The 25,086-nt window shown below is 48.6% G+C and carries 27 protein-coding genes; 3 read left to right on the forward strand and 24 right to left on the reverse strand.

Annotation, left to right across the window (positions count from 1 at the left end; all coding sequences use genetic code 11):
• Positions 1-25 precede the first annotated feature (25 nt).
• Positions 26-1,510, reverse strand: coding sequence for a DHA2 family efflux MFS transporter permease subunit (locus MKZ13_RS24715; RefSeq protein WP_221820927.1), 1,485 nt, complete (start codon positions 1,508-1,510; stop codon positions 26-28).
• Positions 1,511-1,771: 261 nt separating this feature from the next.
• Entirely contained in the window at positions 1,772-2,131 is a 360-nt protein-coding gene (locus MKZ13_RS24720; RefSeq protein ID WP_047841226.1) for a hypothetical protein, read from the reverse strand.
• A gap of 186 nt (positions 2,132-2,317) precedes the next feature.
• On the opposite strand from MKZ13_RS24720, the gene MKZ13_RS24725 reads away from it, so the two are divergent.
• Together MKZ13_RS24725 and MKZ13_RS24730 are read left to right on the forward strand one after the other, a co-directional pair.
• Positions 2,318-3,556 carry a glycosyltransferase family 4 protein gene (locus MKZ13_RS24725; RefSeq protein ID WP_221820929.1) on the forward strand — a complete coding sequence of 413 codons (1,239 nt, stop codon included), beginning with the start codon at positions 2,318-2,320 and terminating at the stop codon, positions 3,554-3,556.
• Entirely contained in the window at positions 3,553-3,723 is a 171-nt protein-coding gene (locus MKZ13_RS24730) for a hypothetical protein (protein WP_221820931.1), read from the forward strand. The genes MKZ13_RS24725 and MKZ13_RS24730 overlap by 4 nt, the downstream gene beginning before the upstream one ends.
• Positions 3,724-3,868: 145 nt before the next feature.
• Here the strand turns inward: MKZ13_RS24730 and MKZ13_RS24735 are convergent, their stop codons facing one another.
• The 21 genes from MKZ13_RS24735 to modA form a co-directional block, all read right to left on the reverse strand.
• Positions 3,869-4,399: a GNAT family protein gene (locus MKZ13_RS24735; protein WP_221820933.1), complete on the reverse strand. Its 531-nt coding sequence runs from the start codon at positions 4,397-4,399 to the stop codon at positions 3,869-3,871.
• Positions 4,400-4,648: 249 nt separating this feature from the next.
• Positions 4,649-5,365 (reverse strand): glycosyltransferase, encoded by a 717-nt coding sequence (locus MKZ13_RS24740; protein ID WP_221820935.1) that lies wholly within the window; start codon positions 5,363-5,365, stop codon positions 4,649-4,651.
• A gap of 96 nt (positions 5,366-5,461) precedes the next feature.
• Positions 5,462-6,178 (reverse strand): glycosyltransferase, encoded by a 717-nt coding sequence (locus MKZ13_RS24745; protein WP_221820936.1) that lies wholly within the window; start codon positions 6,176-6,178, stop codon positions 5,462-5,464.
• Entirely contained in the window at positions 6,175-7,116 is a 942-nt protein-coding gene (locus tag MKZ13_RS24750; RefSeq protein WP_339178986.1) for an NAD-dependent epimerase/dehydratase family protein, read from the reverse strand. The genes MKZ13_RS24745 and MKZ13_RS24750 overlap by 4 nt, the downstream gene beginning before the upstream one ends.
• Positions 7,098-7,925, reverse strand: a complete 828-nt coding sequence (locus tag MKZ13_RS24755; protein ID WP_036605842.1) for an SDR family oxidoreductase — start codon at positions 7,923-7,925, stop codon at positions 7,098-7,100. Before MKZ13_RS24755 ends, MKZ13_RS24750 begins: the two co-directional genes overlap by 19 nt.
• Complete coding sequence (locus tag MKZ13_RS24760) at positions 7,922-8,908, reverse strand: polysaccharide biosynthesis protein (protein WP_017692517.1); 987 nt, start codon at positions 8,906-8,908, stop codon at positions 7,922-7,924. The genes MKZ13_RS24755 and MKZ13_RS24760 overlap by 4 nt, the downstream gene beginning before the upstream one ends.
• Positions 8,901-9,992 carry a UDP-N-acetylglucosamine 2-epimerase (non-hydrolyzing) gene (wecB, locus tag MKZ13_RS24765; protein WP_339185449.1) on the reverse strand — a complete coding sequence of 364 codons (1,092 nt, stop codon included), beginning with the start codon at positions 9,990-9,992 and terminating at the stop codon, positions 8,901-8,903. Before wecB ends, MKZ13_RS24760 begins: the two co-directional genes overlap by 8 nt.
• Before the next feature lie 14 nt (positions 9,993-10,006).
• Entirely contained in the window at positions 10,007-11,653 is a 1,647-nt protein-coding gene (locus tag MKZ13_RS24770) for a glycosyltransferase family 4 protein (protein ID WP_339178992.1), read from the reverse strand.
• A gap of 45 nt (positions 11,654-11,698) precedes the next feature.
• Positions 11,699-12,838, reverse strand: coding sequence for a glycosyltransferase (locus tag MKZ13_RS24775; RefSeq protein WP_091020900.1), 1,140 nt, complete (start codon positions 12,836-12,838; stop codon positions 11,699-11,701).
• Between the two features lie 60 nt (positions 12,839-12,898).
• Positions 12,899-13,993 carry a glycosyltransferase gene (locus MKZ13_RS24780; RefSeq protein ID WP_339178996.1) on the reverse strand — a complete coding sequence of 365 codons (1,095 nt, stop codon included), beginning with the start codon at positions 13,991-13,993 and terminating at the stop codon, positions 12,899-12,901.
• A gap of 440 nt (positions 13,994-14,433) precedes the next feature.
• The gene (locus MKZ13_RS24785; protein WP_051446920.1) at positions 14,434-14,775 is read right to left on the reverse strand and encodes a hypothetical protein; all 342 of its coding nucleotides are present in this window, start codon (positions 14,773-14,775) and stop codon (positions 14,434-14,436) included.
• A 1-nt stretch (position 14,776) separates the two neighbouring features.
• On the reverse strand, positions 14,777-15,076 hold the full coding sequence (locus MKZ13_RS24790; RefSeq protein WP_237177808.1) for a hypothetical protein: 300 nt from the start codon (positions 15,074-15,076) through the stop codon (positions 14,777-14,779).
• The gene (locus tag MKZ13_RS24795; protein ID WP_017692510.1) at positions 15,073-15,414 is read right to left on the reverse strand and encodes a hypothetical protein; all 342 of its coding nucleotides are present in this window, start codon (positions 15,412-15,414) and stop codon (positions 15,073-15,075) included. Before MKZ13_RS24795 ends, MKZ13_RS24790 begins: the two co-directional genes overlap by 4 nt.
• 23 nt (positions 15,415-15,437) lie before the next feature.
• Entirely contained in the window at positions 15,438-15,725 is a 288-nt protein-coding gene (locus MKZ13_RS24800) for a nucleoside-diphosphate sugar epimerase (protein WP_339179001.1), read from the reverse strand.
• A gap of 121 nt (positions 15,726-15,846) precedes the next feature.
• Positions 15,847-16,599, reverse strand: a complete 753-nt coding sequence (locus tag MKZ13_RS24805; protein ID WP_339179004.1) for an amino acid ABC transporter ATP-binding protein — start codon at positions 16,597-16,599, stop codon at positions 15,847-15,849.
• Positions 16,596-17,306, reverse strand: a complete 711-nt coding sequence (locus MKZ13_RS24810; protein WP_036673453.1) for an amino acid ABC transporter permease — start codon at positions 17,304-17,306, stop codon at positions 16,596-16,598. Before MKZ13_RS24810 ends, MKZ13_RS24805 begins: the two co-directional genes overlap by 4 nt.
• 85 nt (positions 17,307-17,391) lie before the next feature.
• Positions 17,392-18,147 (reverse strand): amino acid ABC transporter permease, encoded by a 756-nt coding sequence (locus MKZ13_RS24815; RefSeq protein ID WP_339179006.1) that lies wholly within the window; start codon positions 18,145-18,147, stop codon positions 17,392-17,394.
• 23 nt (positions 18,148-18,170) lie between these two features.
• Complete coding sequence (locus MKZ13_RS24820; protein ID WP_339179008.1) at positions 18,171-19,010, reverse strand: transporter substrate-binding domain-containing protein; 840 nt, start codon at positions 19,008-19,010, stop codon at positions 18,171-18,173.
• A 298-nt stretch (positions 19,011-19,308) separates the two neighbouring features.
• Positions 19,309-19,641: a hypothetical protein gene (locus MKZ13_RS24825; RefSeq protein WP_017692504.1), complete on the reverse strand. Its 333-nt coding sequence runs from the start codon at positions 19,639-19,641 to the stop codon at positions 19,309-19,311.
• Between the two features lie 273 nt (positions 19,642-19,914).
• Positions 19,915-20,601: a molybdate ABC transporter permease subunit gene (gene modB, locus MKZ13_RS24830; protein ID WP_221820951.1), complete on the reverse strand. Its 687-nt coding sequence runs from the start codon at positions 20,599-20,601 to the stop codon at positions 19,915-19,917.
• Positions 20,598-21,470, reverse strand: a complete 873-nt coding sequence (gene modA, locus MKZ13_RS24835) for a molybdate ABC transporter substrate-binding protein (protein ID WP_221820952.1) — start codon at positions 21,468-21,470, stop codon at positions 20,598-20,600. Before modA ends, modB begins: the two co-directional genes overlap by 4 nt.
• A gap of 237 nt (positions 21,471-21,707) precedes the next feature.
• Between modA and MKZ13_RS24840 the strand changes: the two genes are divergently transcribed.
• A complete protein-coding gene (locus MKZ13_RS24840) occupies positions 21,708-22,751 on the forward strand; it encodes a helix-turn-helix transcriptional regulator (protein ID WP_339179014.1) in 1,044 nt (347 codons plus the stop codon).
• Positions 22,752-22,892: 141 nt separating this feature from the next.
• Here the strand turns inward: MKZ13_RS24840 and MKZ13_RS24845 are convergent, their stop codons facing one another.
• Positions 22,893-24,965, reverse strand: coding sequence for a beta-galactosidase (locus MKZ13_RS24845; RefSeq protein WP_339179016.1), 2,073 nt, complete (start codon positions 24,963-24,965; stop codon positions 22,893-22,895).
• Positions 24,966-25,086: the final 121 nt, after the last annotated feature.

Raw genomic sequence — 25,086 nt, forward strand, 5'->3', positions numbered from 1 at the left:
GCCTTAGTATGGTTTTTATAGAATGTTAGTGTCCCATCATCATCGCAGGATCAGGCTTGTCGCCATTCTGAAGTTCTTCTTCCTGCATCGGCTTAGGTTTGCGCAGAATCAGACTGAGCAAACATCCGAACAATGCAATACAAGCGGCCAGGAAGAACGTATCATTGAAACCAGCCACCAAACCATGAACGATAGCGGTCGGCTCTGTACTCGTTGTATTGTCTGCGATTCTTGATGTAAGGAAGCCTGTAAGCCCTGCAACTGCAAAGGACACGACCACTTGCTGTGCAGCGGCCGTGAGCGGTGTAACCCGTCCGACCAACTTACGCGGAGCAGCATTCAATACATGCGTATTGAGTGGCATCATGGACAAGCCCATACCCAGACCCATCATGACCAGAGCCGTTATAATCAGGCCAAGACCTGTCTCTGCCGTGATAGAGGACAGAATAAACAATGCTCCCGAGATAATACCCAGACCCACGAAGGCCAGAGGTCTAGCACCGATTTTATCAAACAATCGACCACCAAGCGGCATACCCACTCCGGAAGCCAACGCCTGTGGCAGCAGAATCAATCCAGTTTCCAGTGCAGTGTATCCTTTGATCTGCTGCAAATAAAGCGGGATCAGGATCATCGCACCGAACAGCGCCACTTGAGACACCCATGCGAGAATAATTCCCCGTGAGAAATCAGATGATTTGAATACCCGGAGTTCGAGCAATGGATTTTGATGACGAAGCTCTACAATAATGAACAGAATGAGCGCTACACCACCCACAATGACACCGGTCAAAGTTGTTGCAGATGTCCAGCTCGTTCCACCCTCACTCACACCGTAAGCCAGCATCGAGAACGCAATTGGCGCCAGAATCATGCCGAGCAGATCCAGTGCAGGTGTGCGTCCACGATCTGTATCAGGCAAAAACTTGATACATAGAATGAAAGCTGCAATACCAATGGGCAAGTTAATCAGGAAGATCCAGTGCCAGCTCAGTGATTCAATAAACCACCCGGACAACACCGGACCCAATGCAGGGGCAAGCAGCATCGGAATTCCCAGCATCCCCATGATGGAACCTCTTCGCTCAGGCGGAGCCAGACGAAAGACCATTGCCATACCAATAGGAGCAACCATGCCTCCACCAAGGCCTTGAATGATACGGTAAATGATTAATTGCTCAGGTGATTGAGCGATCGAGCATAATACAGAACCTAAGGTAAACATGGCAATCGTGAACAGGAACACTCTTTTGGCACCAAAGCGGTCCGTTAACCAGCCTGCCAGTGGAATAACCGCAGACAAAGCCAGAGTGTAACCCGTAACCGTCCATTGAATGGTCTTAAGATCCGTCTCGAAATATTGAACGAGATTCGGAATGGCCACGTTCACCACCGTGCTGTCCAGTATAACCATGATCATACCGACGATAATAGCCAGGAGTGGCAGTATAATCGTTTTGATTGAAAACTCTGCGGGCTCCTGGGATACTGCTGTTTGTTCTTTCACGTTCTCCACACTCTTTTCCAGCCAGAGATCGCAGGCTTAGCCATGCGTCTCACTCGGCCTATATTGACGACCAATTTCAAACTATCGTTTTAAATCGTCGTTTTAAACTTTCGTTTAATACTGATCTAATTCTAATGAAAATACCTTTGCTGTCAAGCTATTTTTTCAGACAATTCTACTATGATGCACCACAAAAAAATGGAACAGGCACCTTCCCTGCTCCACACGTTGGTTAATTATGACTATGCAATGATGTCCATATCAATCTGCAAGCTTCATCATCTGATATTCTGACAGTATGCCCAATGTCTGACCGTGAATACTTCTGCAATATATTCGAATAACCAGATGCTTCGGTGAAGAGCTGTTGCTGATGATCCTCAGTTCATAAGGCTCGGATGACACATCCAGATTATGAATGACCTGATTACCGCCAGCTCCCCCCGTATTTGACGTTAGGTGAAAAAGGTGTCGGTACAGTTCTCCGTGAATACTGGCTCCACCAACAAATACATCCGTCCCTTCCTCGCCGCCCACATAGGCCAACTCCACATCCATGTACTTGACGGGAACAAATGTCTGTAACAGATTCTCATGAATCTCAAGTAAATATACCGCCACTGTAGATCCCTCCTTCGGAGCACATGAACCTTCCTGTACATAGGATATGCTTCCTCTCGTCCATTGCCATTTGCATTCACCCATTTTCGACCAATTACACGGAAATGCCCGACCTTCCGGTCCTCTTTTTTCATAGAATAAAAGGATAGAAGCTCGGCCGGTGCAGGCCGTGACAAGGAGGTCGCTATGAAAGTTCTGCTCGTTACGTATTGGGAGCTTACACATATGGGAGGCATTTGGACATATGTTAAACAACTGGCCGACAGGTTAATCGCACTTGGTGTAGAGGTTGATATCATGGGCACAAATGGTGCCAATAACGAAGTATATGTTCGTAATCTGAACCGCGCTTTCTCCAAGGATAAGGTGTGGCCCATGCTGCAAGCCAAACTCAATCCGACTGATCTGCCACAATTCACTGCCGATCCTCTTCTCGCTTATTATGAACTGAATAGATATGCCTTCGAGATGGCAGCCGCTTATCTGGGAGTGGACCACTATGACGTTATTCATGCGCAAGATCCGGTAGCTGCCGTAGCCATAAAACGCATTCTGAACCGCAATATCCCACTGGTTACAAGCTATCATGGCGCTCTTGCACGCGAAGCCTTTTACGATGCTCAAAATTCCAACCCACAGCTTACTCTCCCTTCATATTTGCAATCCAAGCGTGGACGTTATTTTCTCTCATTGGAAGAGCGAAGCGCAGCACAGTCCGAGCTCATTCTCGTGTCAAGCCACTGGATCAAGAGTACGCTTACAGAGTTTGCCGTTCCTGAATCAAAGTTCAGACAGATTCCCTATGCTGTAGATCTCCCAGCCTACCGCGCCTCAGCAGCTGTGAAGTTCCGCCAGCGACCACCTGCGGGCAAGAAAGTCATTGCCTTTACCGGACGACTTGAATACATCAAGGGCGTTCATGTGTTAATCAAGGCCTTAGCCAGTCTGAAAAACAAACGTTCCGATTGGGTCTGCTGGATCGCAGGAGAAGGCAATCTAACCGATGAATTGCGGTCACAGGCCGCGTCAACGGGTATTGGAGCCGATGTTGTGTTCTGGGGCAAGTTGGACAATATTCCTTCCTTCCTGCGCCATGCAGATATCTATGTCCAGCCCAGCCTGCAGGACACCCAGCCGTTCTCCGTTACCGAAGCGCAACTGGCGGGTGTACCTGTTATCGTCAGTGGTACAGCCGGCATGCCTGAGATGGTTGACCCTGGACGCACGGGATGGGTTGTTCCTCCGCAGGATGTCGACTCGCTCCGTGAACTGTTGGATGCACTACTTGAGGATCATGTTACCCGGAGAGCAGTGGGTGCGGCGGCGAAAGCCTGGGCTGAACAACACCGTTCACTGGAAGTGATGGGATTGCGTACATTTCAAGTCTACCAAGAAGCCATTTACAGAGGAGGACATACGATATGACGTTACTTGTACCGAGTGATCTATACAATCGCTGGTTTTCGACTCCAGTCTCCACACCTCACATCGACGTGGACTACGCTGTAATGAACGAATTGATGCAGAAGCTGCCTAAAGGATATGTATTTCCCGATCCTGCATCGATGGCAATCATGAATTCAAAAGATTGAGTTGTCCAATGATATGCCGACTTCATATAACATGCCGAAATATCAAACGAGGGGTGTCCCATCTGTCATCTGAATGACTGAGGACACCCCTTGCTCGCTTCAAATGTGTTCTAACGGCCTGAGAACACGCTATTTACAGATCTCTCTAATCTGTCGCCAACTTGGAATACATATTCAGATCACTGAACGTTTCGCCTACCCTCTCGTATGCTCTGAGAGTGCCTTCATATGTGAAATTGAGCTTTTGTAATAGCTTGATAGAATTCACATTACTGGGATCAACCTTTGCTTCCATTCGATTCAGCTTCATAGTCGAAAATGCAAGAGCTAACAAAGAAGAGATCGCTTCCGTAGCATATCCTTTCCCCCAGTGTGATCTGGCAATGTCATACCCAATTTCTGCTTTAAGATTGTCAAAATCCAGTGAATTATAACCACAGGAACCTATGATTTCGTTGGACTCTTGCGCAAAGATAGAGAACCGAATGGCCTTGTTTTCCTGAGCAAGATCATTCAGAAGCTTAATCATGGCTATAGCTTGATTTTCATCCGTAAAATGAGTGATATTCATAAATCTAGTTACATCCGGATCAGACCAAATTTTAAACAAGCTGGCCGCATCCGATACGTTCATTTTTCGCAAATATAACCGTTCTGTGTATAACTCTGTAATCAATACTCTTACCTCCATTAGTTTATTAATAGTTGGGTTTAAGATATTGATATCTGCGCATAGTCCAGTCCCTTCCGTGTATGAATCATTTCATTATACAGAGACTTCAGCAATCGTTCACCCTTTCTGTCCACGAATCTGTCCATAGAGCAAAAAAAGAGCTTACCACTTATAACACTTCAAAAGTGCTTCATAAGGGTGCTCTCGTGTCCATTTAACATCTATTCCATTCAGCCATCATTCCAAAGCCATCTACTTCCAGTACCCGCCAACCTGAAGTAAGTTGAACAGAATAGGCCGATGCTTCGCCTGAACCCGTTCCATCTCGGCAACGAGTTCCTTGAAGTGACGTTTGGTTCCCATTGACTCATGCAATCGGTAACACATCAGAGGTTCATTGTAGTAGAACAGCTCATACATTGGAAACAGCCTCATCCACATCTCATAGTCATGGGTGTAGCGAAAATCAGTGTCGAACAGTCCGAACCGCTCAAATGCTTCCATCTCTAACATGACAGTACAGCCGTTGATCGGACAACCTTCCAGCAGTACCTGCAACATCTCCAGACGACTTCCCACTTCCGGATGCACCGTATCCAACCATTCACTTTTCTCATTCACATAATGGTAGGCACCATGGCAGAATGAAGCCTTGACCTCTCGCATAAACGTCAGTTGTTTCTCCACCCGATCCAGCAGCATCACATCATCCGAGCTGAGCCAGACAAAGTAATCCCCTGTTGCATGTTTGATGCCCTCATTTAATGCAGTTGCGGTTCCACCGTTTTCTTTGTGAATATAGCGGATGGAATCCATGAATGGCTGTAACCGCTCCACATGCTCGGTTGACCCATCATCCACTACGATGACCTCGATATGCGGATACGTCTGGTGAATGGCACTGTGAACAGCCTGCTCGATATAAGCACAATTGTAAAAAGGAATGACGATCGATACTTTTGGCTCCATTCGGGCCTTCCCCTCCTCTTACTGTCTTAGGTAAAATGCTGCGCAAAGAGGGCGTTAATCAGCCATCTTTTGGCTTTCTTAACTGCCCTCCCTACGCTACCCGCCAAGCGTCGCTATTCGCTGCAACAGCGGTTCGCGATATCTGGACCATACCATGGATGCCTCTCTGCCGATGACATCCGCATGACGTACCGATCCCATTCCCCCATGCCACCGATAGGCAGTAAGTGGTTCATTCAGGTATGGGAACCGATGACCGTTTAGCAAAATCCGCATCCAGAGATCCAGATCATGGGTGTAGGGCAGAAGCTCATCAAACAATCCCACTCCGCTGAACAGATCCTTGCGGATCATGACAGTACAACCGTTGACCGGATTGCTGTTAACGAACACTCGCAGCCAATCCAGATCGGCCATCGGTTCAGGCCCACCATGCATTCTGGTAACTGCCGAATGCTCGTTGATATAATGAAAGTTCGTATGGGAGACGAGCACATTCTCGCGTTGCATAAACTCCAGCTGATAACGAATTTTATCCGGGTACAGATAATCATCCGAACTGAGCCAGGCTACATAATCACCAGAAGCATGGCGGATGCCATGATTAAGTGCCGAAGCCGTCCCGCCATTGCTTTTGCCAAGCACATTAATATAAGGAAGATAGGGTTGAAGCAACTCTGCATGCCGGGTTGAACCGTCATTCACAACAACGATCTCCACATGGGGATACGTCTGGTTCAGCGCACTATGAATTGCCTGAGGCACATAAGGGCAGTTGTAGAATGGAATGACAATGGATACTCTTGGATTCAACTTGTCGTCCTCCCTTGCTGGACACGAACATCACTCAGGATATCCTGAAGTGATGTGGCAAATGGAATCATCGGCTGCCAGCCAAGCTTGCGCAGCAGTGATAATTCCTCCTGTTTCCCCGAACCATCCGGACCAGAGGATGCCCCATCCCAGCGAACAGGGACTTCCGCTTCTGTCATGGACAACAGCAGATCTGCAATTTCACCAAGACTGCGCTCGACTCCAGACACCACCGGGTATACAGTACCGCTGGACCCGTGTACCAGGAGGGTCGCATACGCTCTGACTGCATCCCGCACATCCAGAAAGTCACGGGTATTGTCCCGTCCAGACAGACGGAATGCCTCGGTTTTGCCCGCCTGCTCACAGGCAACAACATGGCGTGCAAGCAGTGAACATATGCCTGTGGAAGGACCCGCACCAATCAGATTGCCTGGCTCCGCCAGCATGATCTGTTGTCCGAAGAGCGACATCCACGACAAGGACACCATCTCTTCCAGCGCTTTACTGAGACTGTATGGATGCGGAGGCTGGGGAATCCGGCCAGGTTCCGGCGTATATTTTAACCGCGATCCTACAATAACGGTTCGTGCTGTCGGACAACTGCGAAGCGCATCCAGCAGATACAGCACGGCCATCACATTGGTCTCCAGGACCAGTAGCGGATCAGACCACGAATCAGGCACTGAATTTTTGCCAGCGAGATGCAGCACATAGTCGGGCTGCACCTCGCCGATCAGATGACGCACTTGCTGTTTATCATTCAGATCACAGACATGGACCTGAATACCTTTACCAAATGAATACACATCCGGCCTCCGGACTACCGCCGCAACCACTGCACCAACTTCCCGAAAATAAGATACGGCATGTCGCCCGGTAAAACCGGATGCGCCTGTAATCAGAACTTTCTTACCTCTCAGCTCTGCTCCATCCATAATGCCAACTCCTTCAGCATTGTAGAATAATCCGGCAGGTCTGTCTTCACATCCTCGCGAGTGGACACCAGCGTACGGTCCTGCACTACACTGTCATCACGCACAATTGTCACATCCTGCTTATCCCAGGTCTGCTTGAACAATACAAGCAGGTCATGCTTGCTGACAGGTGCCGGATGAGCTAGGTGAATCAGACCACTAACCGATGAGGCCAGGTAATGGTCTACCCATTTGGCCAGCTCAAGTGTGGTCACACCGTTCCAGAATACGCGGGTATACCCTCCGACTTCACCTGTGCTGGACATAAACCACTGCATCAGACCAATGCCGCCCTGGCGGATCTCGGGTCCAATGATGGACGTACGGATCGTCAGATGACCTTCATCTTGAACTTCACCTAAGGCTTTGGTGATGGCGTAAGCAGAAGTCCCATCCGTAACATCATCTTCCCGATATGCTCCCCGTTCTCCGCTGAACACACAGTCTGTGCTGATATGAATCAGGCGTGCACCAATCGTATCTGCAACCCGACGCAGACGATGTGGCAGGAAACCGTTAATATGATATGCAGTAATTTTGTCCTCATCTGCGAAGTTGTTCAACACACCTACAGCATTAATAATCACATCCGGGTGCACAGCTTCTACCAATCGATCAACCATGAAGCTGTCGTTCACATCCAGGAGCAGACCATTGGGGTCGGTTACGTCCCGAGATGTGTAGAAGACGCTGTGTACACCTTGACGGCGGAAATAGTCGACCAGAATATGGCCGGCCATTCCGTTTCCACCAAGTATCAGCAGTTTCATGACAGGAATCCTCCGCGTTTCAGAATTTCACGAATCTCCTCTTTGGTCATGAGTTGGTGTTCAGAACTGAAACTGTTAAAGGAGACCGGGGGACAATTGGTATAATGTTCACGCAGACCCGGTATGCCCAGGGTAGGAAGAATAACCAGGTACTGCTCATCGTAGACAACGGTGGTCATGCTCTCGAATTCACTCATCAATATTTCATGAATTTTTTCCCCTGGACGAATGCCACGTTCCACAATGCTCACATTCTCCACACCGGAATCCTCAATCAGCACTTCCGCGAGATCAACGATTTTGCAGGTAGGCATCGTCATGACAAAGATCTCTCCGCCGACACTTTCCACCGAAGCTTTGAACAGCAAGGTAATTGCATCCTTCAGCGTAAGAAAAAATCGAGTCATACTCATATCCGTGATGGAGACCTGCCCTTTCTGGCGGATCTGATTCTTGAACAGATGTACCACACTGCCGTTTGTTCCCAGTACATTCCCACCCCGTACCGTAACAAACTTGGTATCACTGTGTAACAAGTTTGCATACACAATTAATTTCTCGCCGATCGCTTTTGTCATGCCATAGAAGTTGGACGGATTGGCAGCCTTGTCAGTTGAGATATAGATTACTTTTTCCACCTTGTTCTCAATAGCGGCCTCGATCACGTTCTGTGTACCAATCACATTGGTTTTGAGTGCTTCGTACGGTTGGTCTTCACACACCGGAACATGCTTGAGCGCAGCCAGATGAAATACATAGTCCACATGCTGGCAAGCCGCCGTCAAGGCGTCCTTGTCACGAATATCTCCAATCCGGAAATGAAGACGTGGGTCTTCAAATTCACGACTCATAGCCACTTGGCTGGACTCGTTCCGGGAATATACAATAATTTCTTTGGGCTGCTGGGGCAGTAGTTGAGCCACAAGTTCATAACCCCATGATCCCGTACCGCCAGTCACGAGTATACGCTTATTTTCAAACATGCATTTTCCCTCCAAGCAGAAATTTAACCACTTTACTGGATACATCTGTGGCTTTGTAACCTTGCGGGCAATCCCAGTCGCTAGACATCTTTGTCATGACTTTCACGCAATCAGCGATGCGCGCGGCATCCAGACCGGAGACTACATTGCTGCCACAATCGACCGTTTCCGGCCGCTCGGTAGTTCGACGCATCGTTACGGTCGGCACGCCCATAATGCAACACTCTTCCTGCACGGTACCGCTATCCGTAAGTGCACAGCGTGCATGACGTTCAAGCATTACAAAGTCGAAGAATCCAAACGGCTCGTGAAACTCCACCAGCGGGTTCATCTCCAGTTGCAGATGCTCCGCAATCCGGATCGCGGTACGCGGATGAATACTGCAGATCACACGCAACCCGTGTTCCTCTGCGACCTGATTCAGCCCTTTCATAATCTCCAGCAAATGAGGGGCATGATCTACATTCTCGGCTCGATGGGCAGTAACCAGGAAGTATTGCCCGGACTTCAGCTTGAGCTTTTTCAGTATTTTGCTGGAACTTACTTGCGCGTCGTAGTGTTGCATTACTTCATAGATGGGATTGCCCGTGAGCACGATGCGCCTGCTTGGTACCCCTTCACTGACCAAATGTTTCTTGCTCTGTTCCGTGTAAGGCATATTAACGGTGGAGATAGCATCAATAACCTTACGATTTTTCTCTTCAGGCACATCCAGGTCGAAGCAACGATTGCCTGCTTCCATATGAATAACAGGAACACCCATGCGCTCAGCCAATATTGCACATAATGCGCTATTGGTATCGCCGAGCAGCAGCAATTTATCGGGTTTCTCCTGCAATATCAGATCTTCCATCTGCGTAAACATCGAGGATAGCTGTCGTCCCAGAGTGGCCGCTTCATCCTGAAGAACGTAATCCGGTGCGCGCAGGCCCATTTCCTTGAAAAAGAGACCGCTGAGACTTTCCGTGAAGTTCTGTCCCGTGTGCACCAGAATATGTTTGGACGCGTACTGGTCCAGCTTGGAGATGATCAGGCTGAGCCGTATGATCTCAGGTCTCGTACCCAGCACCGTCATGATCTTCATCGTAATCCCTGCCTTCATCTTGTATTGGAACCCTTGCGCCCTGCTCGGCTACGTCCTGCCTTGGCAGATTTGCGTCTGCGACTAGCCGATTTCCCCATATGTGGACGCGGTCCCTTCGTTGTACGGAGTCTCCCCTTACGTCTGCCAGTTCCGGAAGTACGTTTCAGTCCCTCACGGTCTCGGCGAGAATGAGGTGCAAGTGGCTTGCGACGACGCTTCCGTGTTTTGCCCCTCCGTGGAATCAGCTTTGCAGCTGGGACAGTACCTGAGGCAACAGGAGCATCGTGACCCAATGCGATTGGAGGTAATGAGGAATGTGGCAACGCCTGGATGACGGTCAGCGGGAATAACAGTGCCCGAACCGTAGCCGGCTCCAGAACCAGTACAGTGCGTAGTCCGCCCTCTCCATGGGCATACACCGGTCCATTCGGAGGTTGGATATAAGCAAACCATCCGGGAAAACGCAATAACCACTGTGTCACCATCGTATGCAATTTTGTTCGGTAGGTTTCAACGCCGTAGAGCCTTTCCGCTTCTGTCCGATTGCGCCATCCTGTAGTTGAGGCCAGCTCTGCATCATTCAGCAAGGTTGTTGCCAAGGTGACAAGCGCTTCGGTATCGCCCGGCGGGGCCAGAAATGCATCACTGCCTACGGATTCCATTAGTTCCTTCAGTCCACCCTGAGCGAAAGCGATGACCGGTTTGGCAAAATAGAGACCCTCCAGTGCGGTCATGCCAAATCCTTCTTTGACCATGCTTGGGATGACCAGGATATCCATCGCGGTATATGCCAGAGATACGTTCTCTTCAAACGTAGTGAAGGTAAACCGGCGTGAATACCCGGATTTTTTCACCCGTGATACACACTCGTCGTAATACTTTTTATCCGATGGTGCCCCGATGATCCAGAAGCGACAACGCGAATGCGTTTCACAGATCCTCAAGGCCATATCCACAAAAGGTTTCAACCCTTTGGCATCATATATAAATGAAGAAATATAACCGATACAGGTCTGTGATGATTTGAAACCGAGCTCCTTACGCTTGCGTTCGCGCAGATGAACCCAGCGGTCCGGGGCTGGTAGCGCGGGTTCCCAAGTTGGGGAGATAATGGTCACTTTGTCACCTATGCCGGCTTCTTGGAATGGGGCTACAGCTGTCTCGGATATACCGATAATCCAATCCGCGTAACGCCCAATCATCTGGATCGCCTCGGTTGTATGTTCATTCGTATGAATGATCTCGGTAATCTTCCAGATGACTGGAATCTGCAGGGACTTTGCCGCTACAGCCGGCATCACATTAACGCAGGTGTTCGTTAACACCATATCGGGAGCAGTCTCCCGTATGAGGGAGACCGCTTCCTGATACGCTGGTGTATGGCGAAGATGCTCCGCATCATCTGCAATGCCCAAGTAAGGTGTGTACACACCGTGAAGCATCGGCAGAGTGCATATTTTGACCTGAATGCCGAATCTTCGCGCAAGCCCCGCAAGCTTCCCCTCCTGAGGGGCTACGAGCACACATTCAAAGATCGCACCGATCTCTCTCATAAAATGAAGCAGCAGCTTCTCGGCGCCTGTAATGCTGCGAGTATTACACACATGTGAAAATAACATCAGCTTTGGTTTCGTTGCCATGGCCGCACGGACCCTGTACACGGATATCCGATACAGGGTACTGTGCACACCTCCTCCCGGCCAGAATTAAGGGAATATGATGGTTAACATTTCATTAATTCTTTTGCCATACGTGTGGTCTTTCAGTGTACGTTCGAGTCCACGAAGTGCAATCTCACGGCGTTCCTTTTCATGAGTAAGATAATATTCCACTTTGTCGAGTAACTCCTGCGGCGAGGAATATGTCTCAATCTCCACACCCGGTTTGTAGAAACGCGCAATGTCATCCCGGGCGTCGGTCAGCTGCAGCGTCGTGGACGCGGCAATTTCAAACGTTCTAGGGTTCGGTGAGGCTGGCGGGATTTTGAGGTGATTATTATTGACGGAATCATCTTCGTGGGATCGATGCAGGTTGATGACAATTTTGGTGCCATTGTACACATCATTGGTCTCCGGCGGACTCATCCAGCGACCAAGTTCAATCTTCTCGCCATAGGCAGTATAGTCAGGCAGGCGATCCCACCAGATTCCGTTAAATACCGTATTGTGTGACATCAACTGAGGCATGATCGGATTGAAGAAGTATACCCGGTTCCAGTAGGCCGAGCCGATAAAGCTGACATCCCGTTTTAACGGGGAAGGGGTTGTAATTGGAAAGTAATGATTAGTGAATGCGGCAAAAGGGAGGTAGTGTACTGACGCGCAGCCGATTTGTCGATATAGATCGATACAGTTCAGTTCCAGCGTGAAGACATGGTCAAAATGTGTCACAATATCCAGCGTCATATCTGTATAGTACGGGTCATCCGTCAGCCAGATCGCCGTCTGAATGCCCGCTTGGCGAATCGCATCGATATGCTCGATGGGGATATCCATTCCATCCAGCACCAGCACAAGATCAGGACGCGTCTGCAGCGCAATTTCAGAAACCGGTTGACGCGGATCAGAGAGGGTTACTTGAGCTACCATACCCTGTAACGTGGCCATAATGGCCTCATCCAACGGGGAATAAGGGAAGCCTTTACCCGAGGATACATACAGCACATGAAGCTGTCGGAAAGGCAACGGTTCCTGTGCACAATTCACAATATAGTTGGCGCGACCGCGCAGATATCCTTCTTCCTTACCTGCGTCATATCCGGCATGTTGCCCATTTTTGCGCGCTTGATCAGCCAGGCTCAGTACGGGTGCATGAACCTTTTTGGTTTTACGGTGTTTGAGAGACATACCGCCACTCCTTTATTTTTTGGGATAGGGTTCTTGTTGATGCTGCACTTCAGACGTGGATTACAAATGTTCCAGCAACTGACCGATCCGGCGAGTGAATGTATGCTGGTTCATCGTGGTGAGAAGTCCACGCCACGCCATCGCCTGTCGTTCTTCTTCATGCTTCAGATAATAGTGGATCTTGCGCTGAAGTTCCGCTGCGTTGGTGAACGTCTCGATGTCATATCCCGGCTTATAATAACGGGGTAAATCTGCACGTGCATCCGTAATCTGCATTGTGCCGCATGCGCTAATCTCATACGTGCGTGGATTAATCGAGTGACCTTCAAGATGATGTGTGTTGCGATTGTCTTCCCCATTCTCGCAAGTCCGGTGAATGTTAATGACAATCTTGGCGCCATTGTAATAATCTACTGTCTCTCCAGGAGCAATCCATCCTTCGTGGATGAAACGGCCTAGTACATCATAGCGTGTCAATCGGTTCCACTGGCTACCCGCAATGAATACCTTTTTGTCCGCAAGAAAAGGGGCCAGCTCATCAAACAAGGCAATCCGGTTCCAGAATCCGGTACCGATAAAACAAATGTCGTGCTGATGCTGCGGTGCGGCGCGCCGCGGTTGAAACATGCCTGGATTCACCGCGAGTGGCATATAGATGACCTGGTTCGCTCCATGTCCCAGATAGAAGGGTACGGCGGCCTCTTCATGCGTGAACACGACATCATAATGCTGGCAAAGGGACGTTGTATCTTCGGTGAAATACGGATCATCCACAAACCACACGGCAGTTCGGATACCGAGTGCACGTATGCCTTTCACCTGCTCCACATGATCTGCGGGAAATACATGCAGACCATTCATGACGAGCACAACATCGGGCCGATGATGAGTGGCTTCCTGCAACATCGCTGCTGGCGATCCAACAACGCATTCACGTACAGATTGCTGCAGAGCCAAGGTGACACCTTCATCGATGGCATCGAATCCTTGCGGGATATATAACACCTTCATGTCCCGCAGGGTCGGTTCAAACATCTGCACCCGCTCCATCATGGCTTGACAGCCGCCGAATCTGCGGCCTTCTGCATATCCGCCGCGGTAAGCCGTTTCCGCTTCGGTCAGCGGACGGTGCCTTCGTTTTGCCACATTCTTCACCCTGTCTTCCTTCAGGAGATCTCACTTCCAGACTCTCCCCGAGATTGGTCTTCCCTCTAAAGGATATGCCTCGGGGTCAGATGCATCATGGACGGGTGTCCTGCAAGGCGCAAAATTGGCGCATGCCCTCCACATCCGCCTGTACGGGCATGTCCGCTTTTGCGGCGATGCAAATAGCCCGGAGGATCTGTCCCCCCGGGCTAACATCATTTGTTAGAGGATGTTCAAAAAGTCCGCTTTTGATTACGAAGGATGCCTATCGGCATCACCAACATCGAATATGAAATTCAGCCGAAATGTCCGTTGCTCACGTAGTCTTCCCTACGCTCCGCTACTCCATTTCTAGCTTCATCCCATCTTCTCGGTACTGAAAACCGGTCTTTTTGAACTGGCACTGTTAGTAGGTATCATTCGATGCAGGAATAATCGTGTCTACTCGGTTACTGTGCTTTGTACGCCAGCTGATGTCCGTCCTCGAATCCCTTGGCGAAACCCGCGTTGAATCCCTCGTTGTACGCCTCGTTGTATCCCTGGCTGTACGCACCGTCCGGGTTCGGATCGGTAGGGGTAGCCGGGACGACTGGTTGTACGGGCTTTGGACTCCGGTGCCGCCGTACCGCACGTTTCTTTTTTTTGAGCCACGCACTGCGTCCTTTAAGTGGGCGTTTGTGAAGAACACGTTTGGCTCTGAGCGCACGCAGTTTGCGAATTTTGCGCAGACGGGCTCCACGGATTAACAAAGCTCTTTTGGTTCTCAGTCGTATTTTCTTCTTCTTTAACATGTCAACATTCCTCCTGTATGTCCCGAACGATACGAATTGCACATCCGGGGTCTTTGAGCCACGGCAAGCCAGGCTCCCCTTGCTGGATTCGGGCCAGCCTGATTCCCGTAACCATACGAGACATTTCTTCCTGATAGCGACTCAGCAAACGAATGTTCTCGGCCAGACTGCGGGCGGATACTTCCGAATGAGCAGTTACACTGGCTACACTGTCCAGAATGCGTGCCAGCGCCTGCTGACTGTGTGCAATGGATTCGATAAGCGCCAGTTTGGCTTCCTGCTCACGCCGCATCAGACTCATTTTCCCATGTCTCCCAGATCCATGCCGCCAAACATGCCCCCGTCCATACCGCCGCCATCTTCGCTATCGTTCTGCACCATCACCGCTTTGAGATTGTTGCACAGTCCGGTCTCCATCCGGGTTAATCCTTCCAGCAATTCCACCAGCTGATCATGCATTTTGAGCGGCTCGCCTACCTGATCCCCATGCGTCAGAAAGGTATCCCCATTCAAATGATTCAGCGTCCAGTTCCGTACCTTCTCGGCCTCAATCGCTTTTGCCTCCAGGATCAGGGCAATATTCCACTGCATTTTGGCTGCTGCGTCCAGCATCAGAATGAGGCTCTGTTCTCTACTCATGTTCCTTCACCCGCCTTCCGGGCTTATTCTTCTTCTTGAACCGCGATCTCCCGCATGACTTGGATCAGCGTTTCGGCTACAGCCTCTTCCAGATCTGCAAGGCCCCCCAAGTAAGAGATAATGCTTTTGTTGATTTGCCCAGAGCTATCCAGCAGACCGTCAACGCCATCCAACTCCGGTTCGATATCTGGCAAATGATTGATGATTTCAGACATGCGTACAGCGACTTGGCGTTTGGCATCCAGCACACGTGCGATCTGCTGGTGAGAGTGTGCAATATGTGTGATGATTTCATCGATTTTGCTCTGCATGGTCCTCCTCCTTACCGTCACGGCCTGCTTCACCCATAGAAAAACCCGGCCTATCAGCATTTGCCTGTTACAGCATATGCCGGGCCGGGATCGTCAGTTACTACAGCTTGCGCCTATATCGTCAGATGACATAACTCCAGTCGGAAGAATATCGACTGAGGAATTGGCGAGTACGTTCCTGCTTGGGACGTACAAACACCTCCTCCGGGGTTCCTTCCTCCACAACGGAACCTCCATCCATGAATACAACCCGATTTGCCACCTCACGGGCAAACCCCATTTCATGGGTAACTACAATCATGGTAATCCCCTTTTGAGCAATGGAGCGGATGACAGACAACACCTCACCCACAAGCTCGGGGTCCAGCGCCGAGGTCGGTTCATCAAACAAAATCACTTCGGGATTCAGTGCCAGTGCTCTGGCGATGCCCACCCGTTGTTGTTGTCCACCTGACAACATACTTGGATACTCATTGATTTTGGCAGACAGTCCAACTTGTTCAAGCACATGCAGGGCACGAGTGCGGGCATCGGCTTTGGACATTTTCTGGGCAATAATTAATCCCTCGGTGACGTTATCCAGCACTGTCTTGTGTTTGAACAGATTATAATGCTGGAACACCATCGCTGTTTTTCGTCTCAACTGCACAATGTCATGTTTGCGTGCATGCTTGCAATCGACGGTTAATCCACTGATCTGAACCTCGCCCTCATCGGCACGTTCCAGAAAATTGACGCAGCGCAGCAGCGTTGTTTTACCTGATCCGCTCGGTCCAAGGATCGCTACGACATCACCCTGTTCCACGGTCAGATCAATTCCCTTCAATACTTCCTGCTTGCCAAAAGTTTTGTGTATGTTGGTTAGTGTAATCATGACACGCCTCCTTTGCTGTACACGGCAACCCGACGCTCAAGCAGAGCAGTGATCCGCTCGGCAATGATGGTCAGCCCCCAATAGATGAACGCTGCGGCGATAAAGGCCTCCAGAAACTTCAGACTGACGGATGCCACCACATCCGCTTTACCGAGGATATCCATCTGAGACACGGTAAAAGCGAGTGTTGATCCATGCAGGAACCCAACAAACATACTGCACAGGTTAGGCAATACAGCCCCGATTGCTTGAGGGATGATGATACGTCTTAAAGCCTGGAATGTGCTCATGCCTACAGCGTGAGCCGCCTCCATCTGGCCGATATCCACAGCAAGAATGCCTGAACGGATAATCTCGGACATATAGGCGCCCGCAGTGAGCGAGAAAGCAATCAGTACAAATACGAGAATAGGAATCGACGAGGATTGAAAAGCCCAACCGTAACGTTCCGCCAGCTTATCGATAATCATCGGAATACCGTAATAGATGAGGAATAGATGCATCAGCATCGGTGTTCCACGCAGGAATGAAACGTAGAAGTCAGCAATGCGGTGAATCCACCGCACGCGATAAATACGGATCAGAGCCGTAGCCAGACCGATTCCGAAGCCTGCAATCAACGGAACAATCGTAATGACAAGTGTCAGTGGCAATGCCTTCAGGATTTGAAAAAAAGATGTATAGATAAACTGGAGATCAATCGACATATGCTCACCCCGCTATTCGTTTCAGTGAGAGTTCAAAAAGTCTGGTTTTCAGTACCGAGAAGATGCCGCCAGGCATGATTCGTAATCAAAAGCGGACTTTTTGAACAATCTCTTTCAGGCGTTTGGCTCGAATTGCCGGTTTGTGTACAACCCTCTTGCGTTCATGACGCTGGAGTCTGCGTTCTGCAAAGGCAAATCCTTTTTCAAGCATAATGACAATGACATAATAGACCACAGACAGACTGATATACACCTCAAGTGCGTGCGACGTGGCCGAAATTAACGTCTGCCCTCTGCCCACCATATCCATGACACCAATGGAGAAGGCCAAAGAAGTATCCTTCAATGAACCAATTAACGTATTGGCCATGTTCGGAAAAGCAACAATCAGCGCCTGCGGAACAACAATCCGTCGAAAAGACTGGAATGTGGTCATACCCGCAGCATAGGCTGCTTCCGTCTGGCCTTTATCCACACTGCGCACCGCTCCGCGAAAGATCTCGGCAAAAGATGCCGCGTCACTAAGCGCATAGGTCACAATGACAAATAACAACGGGTCGGTTCTCGACAGGTCGATGCCAGTGGGTTTGAGCAACTCGGGAAGTCCGTAATACACCAGGAATAATTTGATCAGGATCGGTGTGCCCCGCATGAATGAGACGTACAGGGTAGCCAACTGGCTTAGTACCGGAATCCGATACAGCCGGGGAACGGCCAGAAGCACGCCGCCCACCAGTCCGAGCACGATGGAACCCCCCAGTACAATCAGTGTTATATGCAAATATCGTAGCAGTTCCGGGATGAAATCCAGAACCAATGACAGATCAAATGATTTTCCCATTACCGCTGCACACCTTTCTCAGACTACTCTTCAACCGTATAGTCAGCTCCAAGCCACTCTGTGCTCAGTTTGCCTAACGTTCCGTCTTCTTTGATCGCTTTGAGCGCTTCGTCCACTTTGGTTTTGAGTTCCTGCTCATCTTTGTTCAGAATGAAGTACACTTTGGAGTTGGAGAGGGCATCGCCTACCGTTTTCAGCTGAGCATCAACCGCATTATTCTGATAATCAATGGCAAACTGAGTGCTGATGGTGGCATCCACCCGGCCTGTTTTGATCTGGGTATTGGTATCCTCACCCGCTCCGGAATAGACGATATCAATCCCGTTACCGTTCGCTGCATTCCATTTCTCAGCAAGTACAGCCGCATTACTTGTAGCACCAACAATCAGTTTTTTCCCTTTGAGATCCTCAATCGATTTTACTTCCTCATTTTTCTGACTTACGACAATTTTATTTGGAAAAATATTATAGGCTTCATCATTAAACAGGAACTTGGCCTGTCTCTCATCATTCACTTCCATCTGGTGAGCGATCAGGTCAATTTTTTTCGTTTCCAGACTCAGCAGCAGGTTTTTGAAATCCATCGTGCTGAATTCGAATTCATACTCAGGCAAACGTTTGTCGATCTCCCTGATCAGTTCCACATCATAACCTGTTAACTTGCCATTCTCATCAATGAAGCAGACATTTGGGAACTGTGTGCCTGTTCCTACAATGATCTTTTTCACTTTGGTGTCACCTGCTGCCGAAGCAGATTCTGAATCATTGCTTGCAGTTCCAGTGCTGCATCCAGCCAGTACCGCCAGCATTGTAATGAACAGCAGTGCTGTCCGGAATTTTTGAATCCCCCGTTTTTTAACCATTCCCAATCTCCTCCACAGGCTGTTATCACAGCGAATATGATGTGTACTCCCCATCCTCAAATCTCTTAACAAACCATTCTTACTTGTATACTCGGAATTAGGTTGAACAAAGAATATCATTACAAGTCATCTTTGGGCAATAACTAAACTAATAGGACATCCTGATAAGGTTATAGAACTTCTCTATAGGACAAGAAAAAGCCATCCTCCATATCAATTGGTGGATGGCTTCTTCTTGTATGACTCTCACTGATTATACCATTTTGGCGGTGCATCACCTGGTGTATACACTACTCATCTATCTGCGACTCGCCCATTTAATTTTACGTGCAACTTCCACTCGCTGTAATTGTAAGAGACCGATCCGTTCCTCGAACTTCTTGCGTTCGTCCATGGAATGAGCGGCATGAATCTGGTGGCACAGACCTGTCAGTTTGCTGTTGATGTAATCAAACCGTGTCCATAACTCCTCTTCAGGTGTGCGCTGCTGCTCCGTCGCCGTCTGAAATATTTTGAGTTGGCGGATAAGGGATTGTTGCCATTCCTGATCCTGAATTTGGATGGCAAAATGCAAAAGATCCAGATAGTCATCAATTTGCAACGAAACGCCGCAATCAGATTTAGTGTTCATCGTCGTCTCTCCTTATTTCAGTACTTGGCTGGAATCCATTACTTCTATCTTACAGGAACAAGCCCACTGAAAGCGAGTACTGAACGATTAAATTTCGGGAAAATTTTTATTTTTTTATGTTAAAACAGCTTTACATTTCCATTAAGACCAATTTGGCAGGATATTGATATTGGTACATATGAAATTGGTAATAAAAACCCGCGTTAAGGAAAAAAGTTTGTTCCTCAAAACGGGTTTTTCATCATTTTATATATAATATTAACACATACTAAATTAGTCATTTTTTCCATCTCGCTGCTGTCTGGTCATCAGTAACATGAGAAATGAGATGATAATAATGGAAACAGTCCATGCCCAAGCCATGGTCTGATTGCCCGAATCTACAGCGACATAGATTGCGGTGGGTACCGTTTGTGTTTTGCCCGGAATATTGCCTGCAATCATCAGTGTCGCACCGAATTCACCGAGTGCCCGGGCAAAGCCCAGGATGAAGGCGGTCATCAATGCTCTGCCTGCGAGCGGCAAGGAAATGTAACGAAAGACCTGCCACTCATTCGCTCCAATCGAACGACCCGCATCCTCCAGATCACGATCCACACCACTGAATCCCGATTTCATCGTCTGATACACGAGTGGAAAAGCAACCACCACCGAAGCAATCACCGCAGCCCACCAGGTGAAAATAACCGGTGCGGAGAATAGGGCTTCGATCCATTGTCCAAACAGACTTTTACGCCCCAGTATGACAAGTAACAGAAATCCAACCACCGTCGGAGGAAGGACTAGCGGCAGCATAAATGCCGTTTCCAGCAGAATCTTTCCCCGAAATGAAGAACGTGACATCTTCCAGGCTATCGCAATTCCGAGCACCGTGGCCACTACGCTGGATAATAACGCAACCTGAAGCGATAAGCGCACCGGTGACCAGAATACGGACCAGTCTATGGCGTTCACATTCATTCCGGAATTGTGAATCCGTATTTCTTGAAGATATCGAGCACTTCAGGGGTTTGTAAATACGCATAGAATTGTTCGGCTTCCGTACGGTGTTTCGTTCCTTCAATAATACCTACCGGATAATTGGCTGGTGTGTAGCTATTCTTGTCCACCTCAAACGCAATTTTCACCTGATCCGAAGTAAGAGCATCCGTTTTATATACAAATCCTGCATCTGCATTACCTGTCTCTACATATTGAAGAACCTGTCTAACGTCTTTCCCCTGCACAAGTTTGCTTTCCAGTTCATCCCACAGCTTGGCATTGGTCAGAGCTTCCTTGGCATAGGTTCCCGCAGGCACACTTTCCGGAATCCCAATCGCTACCGTCCTGATGGAGTCGCTGGTGAGATCCGTTTCACTGGTTACTGTGTGGGTCCCATCTGCTGGCACAATCGCCACCAGTGAATTCTGTAGCAAGTTCTTCTGATCGCCCGATGCAATCAGGTTTTCATCCACTAGCGCATTCATATTTTTTGTTGCCGCCGATACAAAGACATCAGCCGGGGCACCCTGTTCAATCTGCTGTTGCAAGGCACCCGAGGCGCCAAAGTTAAAATTAAGTTCTATATAAGGATTAGCTAGCTCATAATTGTTTTCAATCTCTTTCATCGCATCGGTCAGACTTGCCGCCGCAGAGATTGTCAGATCTACCGTTTCCTGCGGATCGGTATTTTCTGCTGATGAACTTTCACCTGATGCCGCTGGTGTTGAGGTCGTTTGTTCTGCACCCGTGGATGTATCCGTAGTGCCCGTGTTTGCGCCGCAACCAGCCAATACAAGAGCCAGTCCCAGTGACATACTTCCCAACACATATCCAATTCTCTTTCTCATTCATTTCTCCCCCAACGTTATCTTTAGATATAACTAGTTATAATTGATTATATCTAATTATACACAAGACAAAAAAAATGGGAAGGTGATTAAGATCACATTTGGCTTTTGTTATCTGTCCTATGCGTGTATTGCGTGTTCTCAGGTTTATGGCATCCCTCAATTAATGATATAGTACAAGAAACATTCATAACAAAACCATCATTGCTCTATACCTTTGAAGGAGGATCTTCACTTATGACGGAGGAGCAATCCTACACAACCGAAGAAATATCCAAGCTACTCAAAATATCGAAACTGACAGTTTATGACCTGATCAAAAAAGGAGACCTCGTCGCATACCGTGTAGGTAAACAAATGCGGATTGATGCTACCGATCTGGAGGCATATAAACGTCGCTCCAAGCAACTTCAGTCCTCAGGTCAGCGTATCCCGACTCCTCATCAGACCTCGGCATCAGGAACTCACCCAGGTCAGGGTGATTTTCAGAGAACTTCCTTACAATCAACTACACCCGTTGGGTCTGCGCATGCGATTACTCCAGCGAGTTCTGCCCATGCAATGACTGCTGTACCACGGCATCTGGTCATAACAGGTCAGGATGTCAGTCTGGATATTCTAATGCGCCATATGGAAAAACAAACTCGGGATATTCGTCCGCTACGCTCGTTCATGGGTAGTCTGGATGGGCTTATCTCGATGTATCGTGGGGAGTCCGATCTGGTCAGCACCCATCTGCTCGACGGAGATACGGGTGAATATAACTTGCCGTATATTCGCAAAATTCTGACGGGGCGGTCCTATGTTGTGGTAAACCTGCTGTCACGTCCTGCCGGACTATATGTACAGCGTGGTAATCCGCAGAACTTACAGAATTGGACCGATCTGAGCAAGCCTGAACTGAGACTAGCTAATCGGGAGAAAGGTTCTGGCGCGAGAGTATTGCTGGATGAGCAACTTCGGCTGCATGGAATTCCTGCCGCAGGTCTGATCGGATATGAAACCGAGGAAACCAGTCACATGGGCGTGGCTGCCAAAGTCAGTTCAGGTGAAGCTGATGTCGGAGTTGGCATTGAAAAAGCTGCACGACTTGTGGGTCAGGTTGATTTTGTCCCGCTCACTCAGGAGCGCTATGATCTGGTCATGCTGAGGAAACAAGGTAATGAAGCCTGGACTGAATCAGTACTGCGAATTCTCCAATCGCCGGAGTTTAGGCAGGAACTGCAATCATTCGAGGGATATGATGTATCCCGGACAGGTGAGATTTTGTACGAAGCATAGGTTTACGAAAAAAACACCCCATTACAGCCCATGCTAAACGGATGCTACACCAGATGCATATACAAAACGCCTTGCAATGGCTGCAAGGCGTTTTTGGTGTTTCTTTATATATATAACTCATTATATTGAAGAACAGGCTCCTCATTGCGGTAAATCGATCTCCAGGATGAATACACCATACGCGGGCATGTTGATCTCATTCTGAAGTGTTGTACCGGACAGTAACTCTTTTGCTTGCTTCTTAAGCTTAATGGGTACTTGTTGATCCGAGTAGTTGAGTAAAAATACATAAGCTTTATCCTTACCGGAACGGATACCAAGCTCAACTTCGGACGGTACCTCTACCAGATCACCCACAGGTGAAGATAGCCCTATTTCATCCAGAATAGCATCAACGACCGGTTCATTGTAAGCCGCTCCATAATACCATACTTGCCCCTGACCTACCGTACGTTTGGTCAATGCAGGACTACCTGCATAATATTCGGATGTATACTCAGCCATGACCTGCACCTCAGGATGCTCCACATGAAGAACTTCGTTAAATCCGGCCGTTGACGTTCCCTCCTGAAGCCGCTCACTCGTCCCATTCCATTGCAGTTTGGCTGCTGGAACGGTTCCTTTTATTAAAGTAAAGTCCTCTACGGTTACACCACACAACTCAGCGACAGCCCCAGGGAACGGTCTCATATAACAATGCCCCTTGAGATCCTTATATCCGGTGCGAGCACCGAAAAACAGAGTGCCTCCTTGACTGACATAGGCTTGGAGAAGTTCTGCTGTCTCGTCTGTCATGATGGCCGGGTGAGCATAGATGATCACCTTATATTCGGATAACTCCTCCAGTGTTGTCGTTGGTTGCAGTGTAACCATGTCCGTCGGAATATGACGATACTGGAGCTGCTTATACCAGGAGCGTACACTCTGTTGCTGAAGCGGACCGTGCCACTCGTCCAACTCCCCGTCCCACAGGTTATCGTAATCCTGTAGGATCGCAACATCGGCTTGATATGTAGTACCTGCAATAACACGCCCGATCTTGGCAAACTCTTCCCCTACTTGCGCAACCTCGCGTACCCTTCTGTTGGGTTGATTATGGTAATCATTGATGCCATGCCAGTACATCTCAGTGCCAAATGTTGCTGTCCGCCAGCGGAAGTAGACGAGTAGATCTGTTCCGTGAAGAACAGATTGATACGACCATAATCGGATCTGGCCCGGTCTTGGCGTACCCATGCCTATACTGTCAACCCAGCCTCCTGGCCCAGACTGTTGTTCCATGACGCAGAAGTTCGGTGACATGTTACGTACGTTCGACAGTTTCATGCTCCAGGCCCGATCTTGTAATGAGTTATCGTCTGTCCCTGGGAAGATCGTAGCAAACTGCGGATACGAATCATAGGAGAAGAAATCCAATAGCTCCTCTGTCATTTCATGATTATCCAAATGTCCAAACGTACCGTTTGTTGTGATCCAATGTTCCGGGTCCAGTTCCCGAATGATGTCCACCTGAAGCTTGGCAAATGAAATCGTATTGGCTGATGTGAATCTCTTTTCATCCAATGCCAAGTGAGGATTGGGCGATGGACTAACCATATTTCGGGTAAGGTGAACTTGAGCCCAGTCGGTATAGGTCTGACTCCAAAAAACGGTTCCCCATGCCTGGTTCAGATTCTCCAACGATTCATAACGATTCTTAAGCCATTCACGGAAGGCGACATGATCTGCCTCAGCGTAGAAAACATCCATATGACAATTGAATTCGTTATCGATCTGCCAGCCAATAAGAGCCGGATGATCTTTATAGGCAATCACCATATTGCGCACGATTTTTTCACATTGCTGTCTGAAGATTGGGCTGCTGTAGTTGGTATGACGCCGCATTCCGTGTTGATACAACACCCCGTCCTTATTTGCGTTTAATACTTCAGGATATTTGGATGTTAACCACGCTGGTGGAGTTGCAGTGGGTGTTCCCAAAATAACACTCAAACCGTATTGATGCGCCAGATCCAGTGCCTTTTGGAAAAAACTAAAATCGAACTGGTCTTCTTCTGGTTCAAAGATGGACCATGCGAATTCAGCCATCCGAATAACTGTGATATTCATCTCTTTCATTCTACGGAAATCGTCCTCCCACAACGCTTCCGACCAGTGCTCAGGGTAATAACAGACCCCCATTTTCAATTCATCCATTTGGATTGATTTTGCCACCTTTAATTGCCCCCTTAACCTGCCATATTGCCTCCATTCTATTGGAACCTTCACATATAATAAATGACAAGATTATGCGACTTATAATAAAATATTGTCATTGCCTAAGATTCAAATAACA

Source organism: Paenibacillus sp. FSL R5-0701, assembly GCF_037973995.1.
Classification (GTDB): domain Bacteria; phylum Bacillota; class Bacilli; order Paenibacillales; family Paenibacillaceae; genus Paenibacillus.